The sequence below is a fragment of the Curtobacterium sp. PhB25 genome (assembly GCF_004365375.1).
Lineage (GTDB): Bacteria > Actinomycetota > Actinomycetes > Actinomycetales > Microbacteriaceae > Curtobacterium.
The window spans coordinates 1-15,235 of sequence record NZ_SODR01000011.1; the positions used below are offsets into that span (position 1 = coordinate 1).

Below are 15,235 nucleotides of genomic sequence, written 5' to 3' on the forward strand. Positions count from 1 at the left end.
GCATCATCGTTCGACTTGCATGTGTTAAGCACGCCGCCAGCGTTCGTCCTGAGCCAGGATCAAACTCTCCGTAAAAAAATACAGACCCAACACCCAAAGGGCATCAGACCGAGTTGATTCTGACTGTTGACTGTCTACTGACAATCTTCAATCCAAAAGGAATTGCATCATGACCTGAACAACCGAAGCTGCCCAGGCACGAGGTCAATCAATAAATTGGCATTGACAATGTGCACGCTGTTGAGTTCTCAAGGACCAGACGCACTCCCCCGCTCGACACCCGAAGATGCTCCGCCAGAGAGGCTGGTGAATCCGCTGCCCGGGGAAGAACCGTGGCGGACAAGATCCCCGGGTAAACCCAGTGACCGTCTCAGCCGTTCCGTTCTCCGCCGCCGTGGCAACGAGTGATTACTCTACGCAGGGACGAACGGCTGCGCCAAGCCAGGCTGCATCCCGGGCGTGTCGCCCGGGACGGCCCCGAACGCGGAACGGCCCGCTCCCCCGAGGGGGAACGGGCCGTCGTGGTGACGAGCCGGGTCAGTGGCGCGCGATCACCGGGTTCTTGAGCGTGCCGATGCCCGAGATCGTGACCTCGACGACCTCGCCGTCGCGGATCTGGCCGACCCCGGCGGGGGTACCGGTCAGGATGACGTCACCGGGCAGCAGGGTCCAGATCGACGACACGAACTCGACCAGCGAGGGGATGTCGTGGACCATCTCGTTCGTCGAACCCGCCTGGCGCAGGTCGCCGTCCACGCGGGTCTCGATTCGGATGTCCGACGGATCGATCTCGGTCTCGATCACCGGACCGAGCGGGCAGAAGGTGTCGAACCCCTTCGAACGGGTCCACTGGCCGTCGCGGGCCTGCAGGTCGCGGGCGGTCACGTCGTTGGCGATCGTGTACCCGAGCACGACGCTCGCGAAGTCCTCACGCCGCACGTTCTTGGCGAGCGATCCGATCACGATGGCGAGTTCGCCCTCGTGATCGACGCGGCCGATGTCCGCCGGCAGACGGATGGGTTCGTCGGGTCCGATCACCGAGGTGTTCGGCTTGAGGAACACCACCGGGTCGTCGCCAGCGCGCTCGTCCATCTCCGAGGCGTGCTCGAGGTAGTTGAGCCCCACCCCGACCACCTTCGACCGCGGGATGACGGGGGCGAGGAGCTTGGCGTCGGCGAGTGCGACGCGCTCCCCCGTGGTCTCGAACCCCTGGTACATCGGGTCTCCGGCGAGCACCACCAGGTGCCGCTCGTCGAGGATGCCGTACCGGGGGTCTTCACCCTTGCTGCTGAACCGTGCGATCTTCACCGTTCGACCCTACCCACGCTCGGACGTCGATCAGGACGCGTCGGTCAGCTTCGTCATCCACCCGTGCGGGTCGGGACGACGGCCGTACTGGATGTCGGTGAGCTCGTCGCGCAGGGACATCGTGAGTTCCCCGGCGCCCTCGGTCGGCGAACCGATCGTGAAGCCCTCGCCGCGGAGCTCCGCGATCGGGGTCACCACTGCGGCCGTCCCGCAGGCGAACGCCTCGGTGATGGAGCCGTCGGCCACACCGTCACGCCACTCGTCGAGGGTCACCCGGCGCTTCTCGACCGTGAGCCCGCGGTCCTCTGCCAACTGCAGGATCGAGTCGCGCGTGATGCCCTCGAGGATGGAGTCGGAGTCGGGCGTGACGAGCGTGCCGTCGGACTTCACGAGCACGACGTTCATGCCGCCGAGTTCTTCGAGGTACTTGCCCTCGACCGAGTCGAGGAACATGACCTGCTGGCACCCGTGCTCGTAGGCCTCCTGCTGTGGCAGCAGCGACGACGCGTAGTTGCCACCGGTCTTGGCGGCACCGGTCCCGCCCTTGCCGGCGCGGGCGTACTGGGTGGAGAGCCAGATCGAGACCGGCTTCGGGCCCGAGGTGAAGTACGCCCCGGCTGGGCTCGCGATGCAGTGGTACGCCACCGCCTGCGCCGCACGCACCCCCAGGAACGACTCGGTCGCGATCATGAACGGCCGGAGGTACAGGCTCGTCTCGGGCGCGGACGGCACCCAGTCGACGTCGGTCTGCACGAGCTGCCGGATCGACTCGACGAAGGCCTCGACCGGCAGTTCCGGCAGCGCCAGCCGACGGGCCGACCGCTGGAACCGACGAGCGTTGGCGTCCGGGCGGAAGGACCACACCGACCCGTCCGCGTGCCGGTACGCCTTGAGCCCCTCGAAGATCTCCTGCGCGTAGTGCAGCACGCTGGCGCTCGGGTCGAGCGAGAGCGGGCCGTAGGGGTGGATCGAGGCACCGTGCCAACCACCGTCGAGCGTCCACTCGACGGTGGCCATGTGGTCCGTGAAGTGCTTGCCGAAGCCCGGGTCGGCGAGGATCTCCTCGCGCTCGGCGGCGGCGCGGCGGTCCGCCGACGGGGTGGTGGCGAACTCGAGTCCGAAGGCGGTGTCGGTGCTCATGGGGAGGGCTCCTTCTCAGGCGGTGGTGGTGCGTGCCGTGGCCGCGGCGGCGATGGCGTCGCCGATCTCGGCCGTGCGACGCTGCGTGGTGCCCCGGTCTGCCAGGTCTGCCTCGACGGCCCGCGTCACCGCCGTCGCCAGGTCGCTGCGACCGATGTGGTCGAGCAGCAGGGCGACGGAGAGGATGGCGGCCGTGGGATCGGCCTTCTGCTGACCCGCGATGTCCGGCGCGGAGCCGTGGACCGGCTCGAACATGCTGGGGAAGGTGCCGTCCGGGTTGATGTTGCCCGAGGCCGCCAGACCGATGCCGCCGCTGATCGCGCCGGCCAGGTCGGTGATGATGTCGCCGAAGAGGTTGTCGGTGACGATGACGTCGAACCTAGCAGGATCCCGCACCATGTGGATGGTGACCGCATCGACGTGCTGGTAGTCCACCGTGACGTCCGGGAACTCCGCCCCGACGGCCGCGACCGTGCGCTGCCACAGGGCCCCGGCGTGCACCAGGACGTTGCTCTTGTGCACGAGCGTGAGGTGCTTCCGTGCCCGACGGTTCGCCAGGTCGAAGGCGTAGCGGACGACCCGCTCGACACCGAACGCGGTGTTCAGCGAGACCTCGGTCGCGATCTCCTGCGGCGTGCCCGTGCGGATCGCTCCCCCGTTGCCGACGTACGGCCCCTCGGTGCCCTCGCGCACGACGACGAAGTCCACCGCGCCCGGGTCGGCGAGCGGCGTCGCGACGGCGTCGTGGACCTTGGTCGGTCGCAGGTTGACGTAGTGGTCGAACGCGAAGCGCAGCTTCAGCAGGAGCCCACGCTCGATGATCCCGCCGGCGAGCCGGGGGTCGCGGGGGTCCCCGCCGACGGCGCCGAGCAGGATCGCGTCGTGCGACGCGATGGCGGACATGTCGTCCTCGGTGAGGATGTCACCGGTCTCGAGGTAGCGCGTCGCACCGAGGGAGAACGGGGTCTCCTCGATGACGAGGTCGTCCGGGGTCACGGCGTGCAGGACCTTGAGGGCCTCGTCGACCACCTCTGGTCCGATGCCGTCCCCGCGGATCACCGCGAGCTGGAGCGTCCGGACGGCCATCAGAGCGTGATGTCGATCTCGCGGAGCGAAGAGGCGTCGATCGCCCGGCCGACGTGCTCGAGGATCTCGGCGGGCACCGGCGAGTCGACGGTGAGGACGCTGAGCGCCTGGCCGCCGGCGGCTTCGCGCGAGATCTGCATCGCCGCGATGTTGATGCCGGCCTCACCGAACTCCTTGCCGTAGACCGCGACGATGCCCGGGCGGTCGACGTACTCCATGACGACGTGGTGCCGGTCGAGCGGGACCTCGACGTCGTGCCCGTTGATCTCGACGAGCTTCTCGACCTGCTTGGGGCCGGTGAGCGTGCCGGAGACGCTGATCGCGGGGCCGTCGGACTGGGCGCCGCGGATCGTGAGCACGTTGCGGTACTCGGGGCTGTCGGTCTCGGTGATGAGCCGCACGGTGACACCGCGCTGCTCCGCGATGAGCGGGGCGTTGACGTAGGAGACCTGGTCGCTGACGACGTCGGTGAAGACGCCCTTGAGCGCCGCGAGCTTGAGCACGCTGACGTCGTACTCGGCGAGCTCGCCGTGGACCTCGACGTCGATGCTCGTGACGGGCGACGTCGCGAGGGCCGTGAAGACCTGGCCGAGCTTCTCGACGAGCGGGATGCCGGGGCGGACGTACGGGTCGATGACGCCGCCGGCGACGTTGACCGCGTCCGGCACGAGCTCGCCGCCGAGCGCGAGACGCACCGACTTGGCGACCGAGACGCCGGCCTTCTCCTGCGCTTCGTCCGTCGAGGCACCCAGGTGCGGCGTGACGACCACGTTGGGCAGCGCGACGAGCGGGGAGTCCTTCGGGGGCTCCGACACGAAGACGTCGAGACCGGCACCCGCGATGGTGTTCGCGGTCAGTGCACGGTGCAGGGCGTCCTCGTCGATCAGGCCGCCGCGGGCGACGTTCACGACGAACGCCGTCGGCTTCATGAGCGCGAACTGGTCGTCCGAGATCATGCCGAGGGTCTCGGGGGTGCGCGGCATGTGGATCGTGACGAAGTCGGCACGCCGCAGCAGGTCGTCGAGGGAGACGAGCTCGACCCCGAGCTGCTGGGCGCGAGCCGTCGTGACGTAGGGGTCGTACGCGATCACCTGGACGCCGAAGGCCTGCAGGCGCTGCGTGATGAGCGCGCCGATGCGGCCGAGACCGATGATGCCGACGGTCTTCTCGTAGAGCTCGACGCCGGTGTACGACGAGCGCTTCCACGCACCGGCGGCCAGCGACGCGTGCGCGGCCGGGATGTGGCGGGCGAGCGACAGGATGTGCCCGACGGTGAGCTCGGCGGCGGAGATGATGTTCGACGTCGGCGCGTTCACCACCATGACACCGGCGGTGGTCGCCGCCTTGATGTCGACGTTGTCCAGGCCGACACCGGCACGGGCGACGACCTTGAGGTTCGGGGCCGCGGCGATCGCCTCGGCATCGACCTTGGTGGCGGAACGCACCAGCACGGCATCCGCGTCGGCGAGGGCCGACAGGAGCGCGGGGCGGTCGGTGCCGTCCACGTTCCGGATCTCGAAGTCGGGCCCGAGGGCGTCGACCGTGGCGGGCGAGAGTTCTTCGGCGATCAGGACGACCGGCTTCGACACAGCTGCTGTTTCCTCACGAGAGACGGTTGGTATCCCACCATGCTATCGACGTGCGCGGCCCGTTACGACCGCGGGCGCCTAGAACTGCAGCAGGCTCGGCACGAACAGCTGCAGGTCGAGCCAGAGGGCGCCCGCCGCCGCGAAGGCGAGGACGAACACGGCGAGGGTGACCGCGAGCCGCGCACGACGCGTGATCACCAGGGCGACCACGAAGGCGACCGGGGCGATCAGGATGTCCAGGACCAGCCACAGCCAGGGCGTGCTGGCCTGCAGCGAATCGCCACCGGAGGTGGTCGCGAGGAACGCGTTGAACTCGTCCACCCGCTGCGAGATCTGCGTGAGGTTCCCCACCGCCTGCACCGTCATGTAGGCGAACAGCACGGCGAACACGAGCCAGACCGCGATGCGGCCGACGACCGGACCGCGCGACCGGCGGCCGACCGGCGTCGCGGCGGTCACCCGAAGCTCCGCGTCAGCAGGAACGGCCACGGGAACAGCACCACGGCGCCGAGCAGCATCCAGAGCAGTCGGGTACGGGTCCGGCTGCCGCGGGCGGCCCACAGCACCACCGTGAACCACAGCGCCGGCGCGAGGATGGCGAGGAACCGGAGCACCTCGACGAAGACCGTCAGGACGGTGTCGACACCCGAGACGTACGAGGTCGACGCCGTCAGCAGCCAGGCGACCGTGTAGAGCAGGTAGAGCCCACCGAACACGCCGAACCCGACGAGGGCGCCGGAGGTCTCCGGTGCCTCGGGGTCGCGGTCGCCACGGTCCTTGACTGCGACCGGGTTGTGCGCGGCATCGACGTGGGTGGCGTCGTCGGCGTCACCCCAGCTGAGCGCCTCGTCGTCGTGGTCGACGGCGTTCGTCACGTCCGGGTCGACCGACCCGTCGGGTGGGGATGCTGCCGTGTTCATGCCTCGATCCTACGAGGGACCGGCGCACGGGGAGACCACGGGTTCCCGGTGGGACGTGCGCTCAGGCGTCGGCGGGCTGCGTCGCGAGCACCTCGGCGACGACGTCGCGCACGGCGGGGAAGAGCGGGTGGCTCTCCATCAGGCCGGTGAGGATCTCGGTGAGCGCGTGCGCCGTCGCGCCGGAGCGGAGCAGCGCGTGCAGCTCGATCGACTCCGGGTCGTTCTCGTCGTCGAACGCGAGCGCGACGCGGACGGCCCCGAGCAGGTGCTCGACCGGCAACCCGCGTTCGGCGAGCTGCGCGGCGGGACCGACGAAGCGCTCGCGTCGGCCGAGCTTGCGGAGCGGGTTGCGTCCGACGCGCACGGTGGTGTCGGGGAGGTGTGGATTCGCGATGCGCGACAGGTTCGCCGCGACGTACCGAGCGTGGTCCTCCGGGTCGAAGCCGTGCTTCGCGACGAGCAGCGCGGTGGTCTCGGCGAGCACGCCGTCGACCTCGGCACGGACGGCGTCGTCCTCGAGGGCTTCGCGGATGAGCCGGATGCCCCGGACGTAGCCGTGGTAGGCGGCCGTCGCGTGCGCGGTGTTCACCGTGTAGAGCTTGCGCTCGACGAAGGGCTGCAGGTCGTCGACCCAGGTGACGCCCTCGATCGTCGGGGGTTCGGCGTCGGAGCCGAGGAACGGCGTGCGCTCGATGACCCACTCGTAGAAGGGCTCGAGCACGACGTCGAGGCCGCCGGACTGCCCGAGCACGCCGGACTGGTCGGGGACGATGCGGTCGATGGCGCAGTTCGCGAAGACCGCGGCGATGTCGCGGTCCTCGAGCACCGGCGCACGCCGGATGCTCGCGTGCAGGGAGTCGGTGGCGTTGAACGCGTTCTCGCACGCCACGATCGTGACGTCGCCCCGCTCGAGCGGACGTGCCGCGAGTCCCTCGGCGATGAGCGGTGCGACGAGCGGAAGCGTCCGGGCGCCGACGGCGGTCGTCACGACGTCCGCCTCCGCGATCGCCTGGATCACGCGGTCGCGGTCGGTCTTGCTGCTGAGCGCCCGGAAGCCGTAGACGAGGTGCTCGACCGGCATCTCGCCGACCTCGTGCACCACGAAGCGTCCGGCTTCGTTCAACGCGGACACCACACGGTCGTCGACGTCGACGAAGGTGAGCTCGTAGCCGCTCGCCACGAGGAACTGGCCCACGAACCCACGCCCGATCTTGCCGGCGCCGATGTGGACCGCTCGTTTCGTCACCGCCATCCGATGATCATCCCATGCTGGTCGGTCCGCCCCTGACCGCTCGTGCGGACCGCGGACGACGGCTGTCGCACATCGTCCGGGCGCACGCCGACGGGACGCCGGTCCACGGCGTCGGGGCTGGAGAAGAGCTGCTGCATAACGTTCGGGTCACGTCGCGAGGCGGCGGTGCAAGGGCTGCACCGCCGCCTCGTCATCGAGTGTTCCTCGGAAGACTACCGCGCTGCCGAGCCGTCCACGTAGTCGCCGTCGTTCTGCTTCCACGCGAAGAGCGCGCGGAGCTCGCGGCCGGTCGCCTCGATCGGGTGGCCCTCGCCCTTGGCGCGGAGCGCCTTGAACTCGGGTGCGCCGGCGTCCTGGTCGTCGATGAAGCGCTTCGCGAAGGCACCGTTCTGGATGTCCGCGAGCACCGCCTTCATGTTCTCCTTGACGTCGGGCGAGATCACGCGCGGGCCGGAGACGTAGTCACCGAACTCGGCGGTGTCGGAGATCGACCAGCGCTGCTTGGTGAGGCCGCCCTCCCAGATCAGGTCGACGATCAGCTTGAGCTCGTGCAGGACCTCGAAGTACGCGATCTGCGGCTGGTAGCCCGCCTCGACCAGGGTCTCGAAGCCGTACTGGATGAGCTGCGAGGTGCCACCGCACAGGACGGCCTGCTCGCCGAACAGGTCGGTCTCGGTCTCCTCGGTGAAGGTCGTCTTGATGCCGCCGGAGCGCAGACCACCGATGGCCTTCGAGTACGACCAGGCGAGGTCCCAGGCGGAACCCGACGCGTCGACCTCGACGGCGACGATCACGGGGACGCCACGGCCGGCCTCGTACTCGCGACGGACGGTGTGACCCGGGCCCTTCGGGGCGACGAGCGACACGTCGACGCCCTCGGGCGCCTCGATGTAGCCGAAGCGGATGTTGAAGCCGTGGCCGAAGACGAGCGTGGCGCCCGGCTTGAGGTTCGGACGGATGTCGTCGGCGTAGACGATGCGCTGGACCTGGTCCGGCGCGAGGATGACGACGACGTCGGCCCAGGCGGTGACGTCGGCCGGGGTGAGGACCTCGAAGCCGGCCTCTTCGGCCTTCTGACGGCTCTTCGAGCCCTCCTTGAGGCCGATCTTGACCTCGACACCCGAGTCACGGAGGTTGAGGGCGTGGGCGTGGCCCTGCGAGCCGTACCCGATGACGGCGACCTTCTTGCCCTGGATGAGCGTCAGGTCGGCGTCGGCGTCGTACACGATGTCAGTCACGAGGGTGTGTCTCCTTGGTTCTGGTGGATTGTGGGGGTGGCGGACCGCTGGTCAGCGCACCCGGTCGGTGATGCTCTTCGGTCCGCGGCCCATGCCGAGGAGTCCCGCACGGGCGAGCTCCTTGATGCCGTAGGGCTCGAGGACGCGGAGGATCGCCTGGATCTTGCCGGGGTCTCCGGTCACCTCGACGATGAGCGAGTCGTTCGCGACGTCGACGACCTGTGCGCGGAACAGGTTCACTGCCTCGAGCACGGCCGACCGTGTCTGGTTGTCGACGCGGACCTTCACGAGCATGTGCTCGCGCTGGACGGACTGCGAGAAGTCCAGTTCGACGATCTTGATGACGTTGACGAGCTTGTTGAGCTGCTTCGTCACCTGCTCGAGCGGGAGGTCCTCGACGTCGACGACGACGGTGATCCGGCTGAGGCCGTCGACCTCGGTGTTGCCGACGGCGAGCGACTCGATGTTGAACCCGCGGCGGGCGAACAGGCCCGCGACGCGGGTCAGCAGACCGGGCTTGTCCTCGACGAGGAGGGACAGGACGTGGCTCATGCGGTTTCCCCCGTCATGTCGGCGTCCTCGTCGTCCCAGGTGGGTGCGAGGGCCTGGGCGTACTCGATGGACGAGTTGCTGACTCCCTGCGGGACCATCGGCCAGACCATCGAGTCACGGCTCACGACGAAGTCGATCACCACGGGGCGGTCGTTCGTCTCGAGTGCGAGCTGGATGGCGGCGTCGACCTCGTCGGCCTTCTCGACGCGGATGCCGAGGGCACCGTACGCGTCCGCCAGCTTCACGAAGTCGGGCACTCGGCGCGAGTCGTGGCCGGTCTCGAGGTCGGTGAACGAGTGACGACCGTCGTAGAACAGCGTCTGCCACTGCCGCACCATGCCGAGCGACGAGTTGTTGATGATCGCGACCTTGATCGGGATGTCGTTGATGACGCAGGTCGCGAGTTCCTGGTTCGTCATCTGGAAGCAGCCGTCGCCGTCGATCGCCCAGACCACGCGGTCCGGCTGGGCGACCTTCGCGCCCATCGCGGCGGGGACGGAGTAGCCCATCGTGCCCGCGCCGCCGGAGTTCAGCCAGGCGTTCGGGCGCTCGTACTTGATGAACTGCGCCGACCACATCTGGTGCTGTCCGACACCCGAGGCGTAGACGGCCTCGGGACCGGCGAGCTCGCCGATGCGCTTGATGATGGCCTGCGGGGCGAGCAGCCCGTCGGTCGGCTCGGCGTACCCGAGCGGGAAGTCGACCTTGAGCTGGCGGAGCTTCGTCCACCAGTCGGCCGTCGAGGCGCGGTCGTCGACGGCGATGCCGCCCCACGCGTCGAGCAGGTCGACCAGGACCTCACGGGCGTCGCCAACGATCGGGACGTCGGCGAAGCGGATCTTCGAGATCTCGGCCGGGTCGATGTCGACGTGCACGACCTTGGCGTTCGGCGCGAACTCGTCGGCCTTGCCCGTCACGCGGTCGTCGAAGCGGGCACCGAGCGCGATGATCAGGTCGCTGTCCTGCAGACCGAGCACCGCCGGGACGGTGCCGTGCATACCGGGCATGCCGAGGTGCTGCGGGTGCGAGTCCGGGAAGGCGCCGCGTGCCATCAGCGTCGTCACGACGGGCGCACCCGTCGCCTCGGCGAAGCGGAGCAGCTCGGCGGTCGCACGGGAGCGGATCACGCCGCCGCCGACGTAGAGCACCGGACGCTCGGCCTCGGCCAGGAGCTGCGCGGCCGCGGTGATCTGCTTGCCGTGCGCCTTGGTGACCGGTCGGTAGCCGGGCAGGTCGATCTTGGGCGGCCAGACGTAGGGCGCCGACTTCTGCTGGGCGTCCTTCGTGATGTCCACCAGCACGGGGCCGGGCCGACCGGTCGTCGCGATGAGGTGCGCCGCGGCCAGGGTCGCCGGCACGTCGGCCGGGTCCGTGACCAGGAACGAGTGCTTCGTGATCGGCATCGTGATGCCGACGATGTCGGCTTCCTGGAACGCGTCGGTCCCCATCAGCGTCGAGAACACCTGGCCGGTGATCGCGATGAAGGGCACCGAGTCCATGTAGGCGTCGGCGATGGCCGTGACGAGGTTCGTCGCACCGGGGCCGGACGTCGCGATGGCGACACCGACCTTGCCGGACGCCGAGGCGTAGCCCTCGGCGGCGTGGCCGGCGCCCTGCTCGTGGCGGACGAGGATGTGACGGATCGTCTTCGACGCCATGAGCTCGTCGTAGAACGGGATGATGGCACCGCCCGGCAGGCCGAAGACGTCGGTGATCCCGAGGTGCTCGAGCGTCCGGAGGACGGCTCCCGAGCCGGTCAGGATCTCCGGCGACCGGCGTGCACCGGCGGCCGCGGACAGCGGAGTTGCTTCCGTGGGCATGAGGTGGTCCTTGCCTGGAGAGGTGGCGATGGTGCGTGTGTCGAACGCTAGCCCGTGACCGCGCCCTGGGCGGCGGACTTCACGAGCTTGGCGTACTTCGCGAGGACTCCGCGGGTGTAGCGCGGGGGCAGCGGGGCCCAGCCGTCACGGCGGGCCTCCAGCTCGGTCGGGTCGACCAGTAGGTCGAGCGAGCGAGCCGCGATGTCGACACGGATGCGGTCGCCATCGCGCACGAAGGCAACTGGACCTGCGTCCACTGCCTCGGGTGCGATGTGGCCGATGCACAGGCCGGTTGTGCCGCCTGAGAATCGTCCGTCGGTCAAGAGTAGTACATCCTTGCCGAGGCCCGCGCCCTTGATGGCTGCGGTGATGGCGAGCATCTCGCGCATGCCCGGGCCGCCCTTGGGGCCCTCGTAGCGGATGACGACGACGTCGCCCTTCTGGATCTTGCCCTCGGTGAGGGCGTCCATCGCGGCACGCTCGCGGTCGAACACCCGCGCGGGGCCCTCGAACACCTCGGCGTCGAAGCCCGCGGTCTTCACCACGGCACCCTCGGGGGCGAAGGTCCCCTGCAGGACGGTCAGGCCGCCGGTCTCGTGGATCGGGTTGTCGAGCGTGCGGAAGACCTCGCCGTCGAGCGCCGGCGGGTCGATCTCGGCCAGGTTCTCGGCGACGGTCTTGCCCGTGACGGTGAGGCAGTCACCGTGCAGCAGGCCGGCGTCGAGCAGCGCCTTCATGATCACCGGGATGCCGCCGTTGCGGTCGACGTCGACCATGACGTACTTGCCGAAGGGCTTCATGTCGGCCAGGTGCGGGACCTTCGAACCGATGCGGTTGAAGTCGTCCAGCGACAGCTCGACCTCGGCCTCGTAGGCGATGGCGAGCAGGTGCAGGATGACGTTGGTGGAGCCGCCGAGGGCCATCGCCACGGCGATCGCGTTCTCGAACGCTTCCTTCGTCAGGATCTGGCGGGCGGTGATCCCGTGCTCGAGCATGTTCACCACGGCCTCGCCGGAGCGGTGCGCGTAGTAGTCACGGCGGCGGTCGGCGCTCGGCGGGGCGGCGGAGCCCGGCAGCGACATGCCGAGGGCCTCGGCCACGCTCGCCATGGTGTTGGCCGTGTACATGCCACCGCAGGCGCCCTCGCCCGGGACGATGGCGCACTCGATCTTCTTCAGCTCTTCCTCGGACATCGTGCCGGCCTTGCAGGCACCGACGCCCTCGAAGGAGTCGATGATCGTGACTTCCTTCATCGTGCCGTCGGCCTGCTTCACGTAGCCAGGCATGACCGAACCCGCGTACAGGAACACGCTCGCCAGGTCGAGGCGCGCGGCGGCCATGAGCATGCCCGGCAGGGACTTGTCGCAGCCGGCGAGCAGGACGGTGCCGTCCAGGCGCTCGGCGTTGACGACGGTCTCGACGCTGTCGGCGATGACCTCGCGCGAGACGAGCGAGAAGTGCATGCCCTCGTGGCCCATCGAGATGCCGTCCGAGACGGAGATGGTGCCGAACTGCAGCGGGTAGCCGCCGCCGGAGTGGACGCCTTCCTTGGCGCCCTGTGCGAGGCGGTCGAGCGAGAGGTTGCAGGGCGTGATCTCGTTCCACGAGGACGCGATGCCGATCTGCGGCTTGCTCCAGTCCTCGTCTCCCATACCGACGGCCCGCAGCATGCCACGCGAGGTGGTTGCTTCGATCCCGTCGGTGACGACCCGGCTGCGCGGCTTGACGTCGATATCAGGCATGGAGCGAGTCTAGGACGCTTTGGGATACCAGTTGGACAACAACATGCGTTCGCATGTTCTGGAGCCCGACCGGGAGGCCCGGATCACCCTGATCAGCGCGTCGCACGCAGGCGCGCGAGCTGCTTCAGGACGCCGGTCAGGGCCGCCGGGTCCGCGATGCGGTACCCGGCACGGGTCTCCCCCGGGCCCACCTTCACGCCGACGTCGCCGTCCTCGAGCACGCGGAAGCCGTCCTCGTCGGTGACGTCGTCACCGGCGAAGAACACCGCGTCGGCACCGTGGAGCTCGCGCAGCCGGGCGATCGCGTCGCCCTTCGTGACGTGCCGGACGGCGAACTCGACGATGTCCTTGCCACCGCGCTCGAGCACGTCGGCATCGGCATCGTGCGCCGCACGGCTCGCGTCGGCGTTCGCCTGCGCGGCGACCTCGGCGCTCACGCGACGGGTGTGCACGCCGTGACCGGCCGGCTTGTGCTCGATGACGACGCCCGGGTACCGCGCGCCGACCTCGTCGAGCGCCGCACCGATGCGTGCGACCCGGCCGACCTCGTCGTCGGTCAGGGCGGCCTCGTCGTGGCCGTCCACGCGCCACTCGACTCCGTGCGACCCGACCAGCGCCATGTCCTGCGGCGCGTGCGACACGGCCGCGAGGCTCCCGAGCGGGCGACCGGAGACGAGCACGACCTCGGTGTCCGTCGCACGGTGCAGGGTCAGGACCGCTGCCCACGAGCCCGGCAGGGCGCCGACCTGCGACGGCTCGTCGGCGAAGGGCGCGAGCGTGCCGTCGAAGTCGAGGGCGACGATGAGTCGCGGCGCAGCCGCGAGCGTCTCGAGAGCCGTGTCGATGGCGGTCTGGTCGGTGGTGGTCTCAGTCATCACGTGCCTCCCGGGTGTCCTCGGCAGCCCTGGCGGACTGGGCGTCCTGGTCGAAGATCGACATGTTGTCGGTCTGCGCCTCACGGTGTCGGTCCGCCGGGTCGGTGGCTGACGGGTCGAGCTGGGCGTTCCGCGGCGCGTGCCGGTCGAGCGCCTCGAGGAACGAGCGCGACCAGCGCGCCACGTCGTTGTCGCGCACCCGCTTCCGGAGCGCACGCATGCGTGTCGAGCGCTCGCGGCGCGGCATCTCGATCGCGCGCTCGATGCTGTCCTTCAGCGCGCCGATGTCGTGCGGGTTGACGATGACGGCCTGCTTCAGTTCGTCGGCGGCACCGGCGAACTCGGACAGGATGAGCACCCCGTCGCTGTCGAAGCGGGCCGCGACGTACTCCTTCGCGACGAGGTTCATGCCGTCCCGCAGCGCGGTGACGAGCATGATGTCGGCGGCCAGGTAGAGCGCCACCATCTCCTCGCGCGGGTACCCGTGGTGCAGGTACGAGATCGGCTGGTGGCCGATGACCCCGAGGTCGCCGTTGATGCGGCCGACGCTCAGCTCGATCTCGTCGCGGAGCGTGGCGTAGGTGTCGACGCGCTCGCGGCTCGGGCTCGCGACCTGGATGAGGGCGGCGTCCTCGACCTTGATGCGGCCGTCCTCGACGAGCTCGCCGAAGGCCTTGATGCGGTGCCGGATGCCCTTGGTGTAGTCGAGGCGGTCGACCCCGAGCAGCACCGTCTTCGGGTTGCCGAGGCTCTCGCGGATCTCGCGGGCACGCTCCTGCACCTCGGGACGGCGCGCGATGTCCTCGAAGGCCTCGGCGTCGATCGAGATCGGGAAGTGCCGGGCCTCGACGTGGCGGACCGTGATCCCCTTGCGGCTGCGCGGTGCATCCGGGTCGTCGACCGGGACGTCGATCGTCTGGCCCTTCGTCGTGTAGCCCTTGATGTGACGGACCGCGCGGAGGAAGTCGCTCGCGTCGTCGTGGCGCTGGAAGCCGATGACGTCGGCGCCGAGCAGGCCGTCCAGGATCTGCGCGCGCCAGGGCAGCTGGGCGTAGATGCCGACCGGCGGGAACGGGATGTGGTTGAAGAAGCCGATCGTCAGGTCGGGACGCTTGGCCCGGAGCAGTGCCGGCACGAGCTGCAGCTGGTAGTCCTGCACCCAGACGATGCCGTCCTGCTCGGTGATCTCGGCGATCTGGGCGGCGAAGCGCTCGTTGACCCGCTTGTAGGCGTTCCACCAGTCGCGGTGGTAGCTCGGGTGCTCGATGACGTCGTGGTACAGCGGCCAGAGGGTGTCGTTGCTGAAGCCCTCGTAGTACTCCTCGACGTCGTCGTCGGACAACGGGACCGGCACGATGTGGATGCCCTCGTTGTCGAACGGCTCAACCTCGACCTCGGGCTGGCCGACCCAGCCGACCCAGGCCCCGTCGTTCGCGCGCATCACGGGCTCGAGGGCGGTGACGAGGCCGCCGGGCGAGTGCCGCCATCCCTCGTTGCCGTCCTGGTCGACGACCCGGTCCACCGGCAGGCGGTTCGAGGCGACGACGAAGGCGTACTTGGTGGAGGAACGAGAAGGCGCAGACACGGTGGGAATCTACCAGCGCCCGGACAGCGGATTCACGGCGGATCGGCGGGTTCCGGTACGCTGCGGGTGCGTGTCGGGGGGACACGGGTGCTGGCGTGCGGCATCGGCCTCCCGGTCGGAGAGGACCC

13 protein-coding genes and 1 rRNA gene are annotated in these 15,235 nt (G+C 69.4%); all 14 read right to left on the reverse strand.

Going from position 1 to position 15,235, the window contains the following annotated elements; translation table 11 throughout:
• Positions 1 to 75: ribosomal RNA gene (locus tag EDF51_RS17750) — 16S ribosomal RNA — on the reverse strand; the annotation flags it as partial.
• 462 nt (positions 76 to 537) lie between these two features.
• Positions 538 to 1,308, reverse strand: coding sequence for a fumarylacetoacetate hydrolase family protein (locus tag EDF51_RS17755; protein WP_123292275.1), 771 nt, complete (start codon positions 1,306 to 1,308; stop codon positions 538 to 540).
• 30 nt (positions 1,309 to 1,338) lie between these two features.
• A complete protein-coding gene (locus EDF51_RS17760) occupies positions 1,339 to 2,448 on the reverse strand; it encodes a branched-chain amino acid aminotransferase (RefSeq protein WP_123292274.1) in 1,110 nt (369 codons plus the stop codon).
• Positions 2,449 to 2,463: 15 nt separating this feature from the next.
• Positions 2,464 to 3,534, reverse strand: coding sequence for a 3-isopropylmalate dehydrogenase (locus tag EDF51_RS17765; RefSeq protein ID WP_123292273.1), 1,071 nt, complete (start codon positions 3,532 to 3,534; stop codon positions 2,464 to 2,466).
• The gene (serA, locus tag EDF51_RS17770; protein WP_123938753.1) at positions 3,534 to 5,123 is read right to left on the reverse strand and encodes a phosphoglycerate dehydrogenase; all 1,590 of its coding nucleotides are present in this window, start codon (positions 5,121 to 5,123) and stop codon (positions 3,534 to 3,536) included. Before serA ends, EDF51_RS17765 begins: the two co-directional genes overlap by 1 nt.
• 78 nt (positions 5,124 to 5,201) lie before the next feature.
• A complete protein-coding gene (locus EDF51_RS17775) occupies positions 5,202 to 5,582 on the reverse strand; it encodes a hypothetical protein (RefSeq protein ID WP_134195849.1) in 381 nt (126 codons plus the stop codon).
• On the reverse strand, positions 5,579 to 6,043 hold the full coding sequence (locus EDF51_RS17780) for a hypothetical protein (protein ID WP_111085937.1): 465 nt from the start codon (positions 6,041 to 6,043) through the stop codon (positions 5,579 to 5,581). Before EDF51_RS17780 ends, EDF51_RS17775 begins: the two co-directional genes overlap by 4 nt.
• 61 nt (positions 6,044 to 6,104) lie before the next feature.
• A complete protein-coding gene (locus EDF51_RS17785; protein ID WP_123292269.1) occupies positions 6,105 to 7,295 on the reverse strand; it encodes a mannitol-1-phosphate 5-dehydrogenase in 1,191 nt (396 codons plus the stop codon).
• A 212-nt stretch (positions 7,296 to 7,507) separates the two neighbouring features.
• Positions 7,508 to 8,533 (reverse strand): ketol-acid reductoisomerase, encoded by a 1,026-nt coding sequence (gene ilvC / locus EDF51_RS17790; RefSeq protein WP_111085939.1) that lies wholly within the window; start codon positions 8,531 to 8,533, stop codon positions 7,508 to 7,510.
• Between the two features lie 51 nt (positions 8,534 to 8,584).
• On the reverse strand, positions 8,585 to 9,085 hold the full coding sequence (ilvN, locus tag EDF51_RS17795; protein WP_022907763.1) for an acetolactate synthase small subunit: 501 nt from the start codon (positions 9,083 to 9,085) through the stop codon (positions 8,585 to 8,587).
• Complete coding sequence (locus EDF51_RS17800; protein ID WP_134195851.1) at positions 9,082 to 10,905, reverse strand: acetolactate synthase large subunit; 1,824 nt, start codon at positions 10,903 to 10,905, stop codon at positions 9,082 to 9,084. The genes ilvN and EDF51_RS17800 overlap by 4 nt, the downstream gene beginning before the upstream one ends.
• 47 nt (positions 10,906 to 10,952) lie before the next feature.
• A complete protein-coding gene (gene ilvD / locus EDF51_RS17805) occupies positions 10,953 to 12,647 on the reverse strand; it encodes a dihydroxy-acid dehydratase (RefSeq protein ID WP_123292267.1) in 1,695 nt (564 codons plus the stop codon).
• 92 nt (positions 12,648 to 12,739) lie between these two features.
• The gene (gene otsB, locus EDF51_RS17810; RefSeq protein ID WP_134195853.1) at positions 12,740 to 13,522 is read right to left on the reverse strand and encodes a trehalose-phosphatase; all 783 of its coding nucleotides are present in this window, start codon (positions 13,520 to 13,522) and stop codon (positions 12,740 to 12,742) included.
• Complete coding sequence (gene otsA / locus EDF51_RS17815) at positions 13,515 to 15,107, reverse strand: alpha,alpha-trehalose-phosphate synthase (UDP-forming) (RefSeq protein WP_123292265.1); 1,593 nt, start codon at positions 15,105 to 15,107, stop codon at positions 13,515 to 13,517. Before otsA ends, otsB begins: the two co-directional genes overlap by 8 nt.
• Between the last annotated feature and the right edge of the window lie 128 nt (positions 15,108 to 15,235).

Coding starts and splice junctions, on each gene's coding strand:
- EDF51_RS17760 (WP_123292274.1), bottom strand. CDS start 2,448: ATGAGCACCGACACCGCCTTCGGACTCGAGTTCGCCACCACCCCGTCG.
- EDF51_RS17765 (WP_123292273.1), bottom strand. CDS start 3,534: ATGGCCGTCCGGACGCTCCAGCTCGCGGTGATCCGCGGGGACGGCATC.
- EDF51_RS17780 (WP_111085937.1), bottom strand. CDS start 6,043: ATGAACACGGCAGCATCCCCACCCGACGGGTCGGTCGACCCGGACGTG.
- EDF51_RS17785 (WP_123292269.1), bottom strand. CDS start 7,295: ATGGCGGTGACGAAACGAGCGGTCCACATCGGCGCCGGCAAGATCGGG.
- ilvN (WP_022907763.1), bottom strand. CDS start 9,085: ATGAGCCACGTCCTGTCCCTCCTCGTCGAGGACAAGCCCGGTCTGCTG.
- EDF51_RS17800 (WP_134195851.1), bottom strand. CDS start 10,905: ATGCCCACGGAAGCAACTCCGCTGTCCGCGGCCGCCGGTGCACGCCGG.
- ilvD (WP_123292267.1), bottom strand. CDS start 12,647: ATGCCTGATATCGACGTCAAGCCGCGCAGCCGGGTCGTCACCGACGGG.
- otsB (WP_134195853.1), bottom strand. CDS start 13,522: ATGACTGAGACCACCACCGACCAGACCGCCATCGACACGGCTCTCGAG.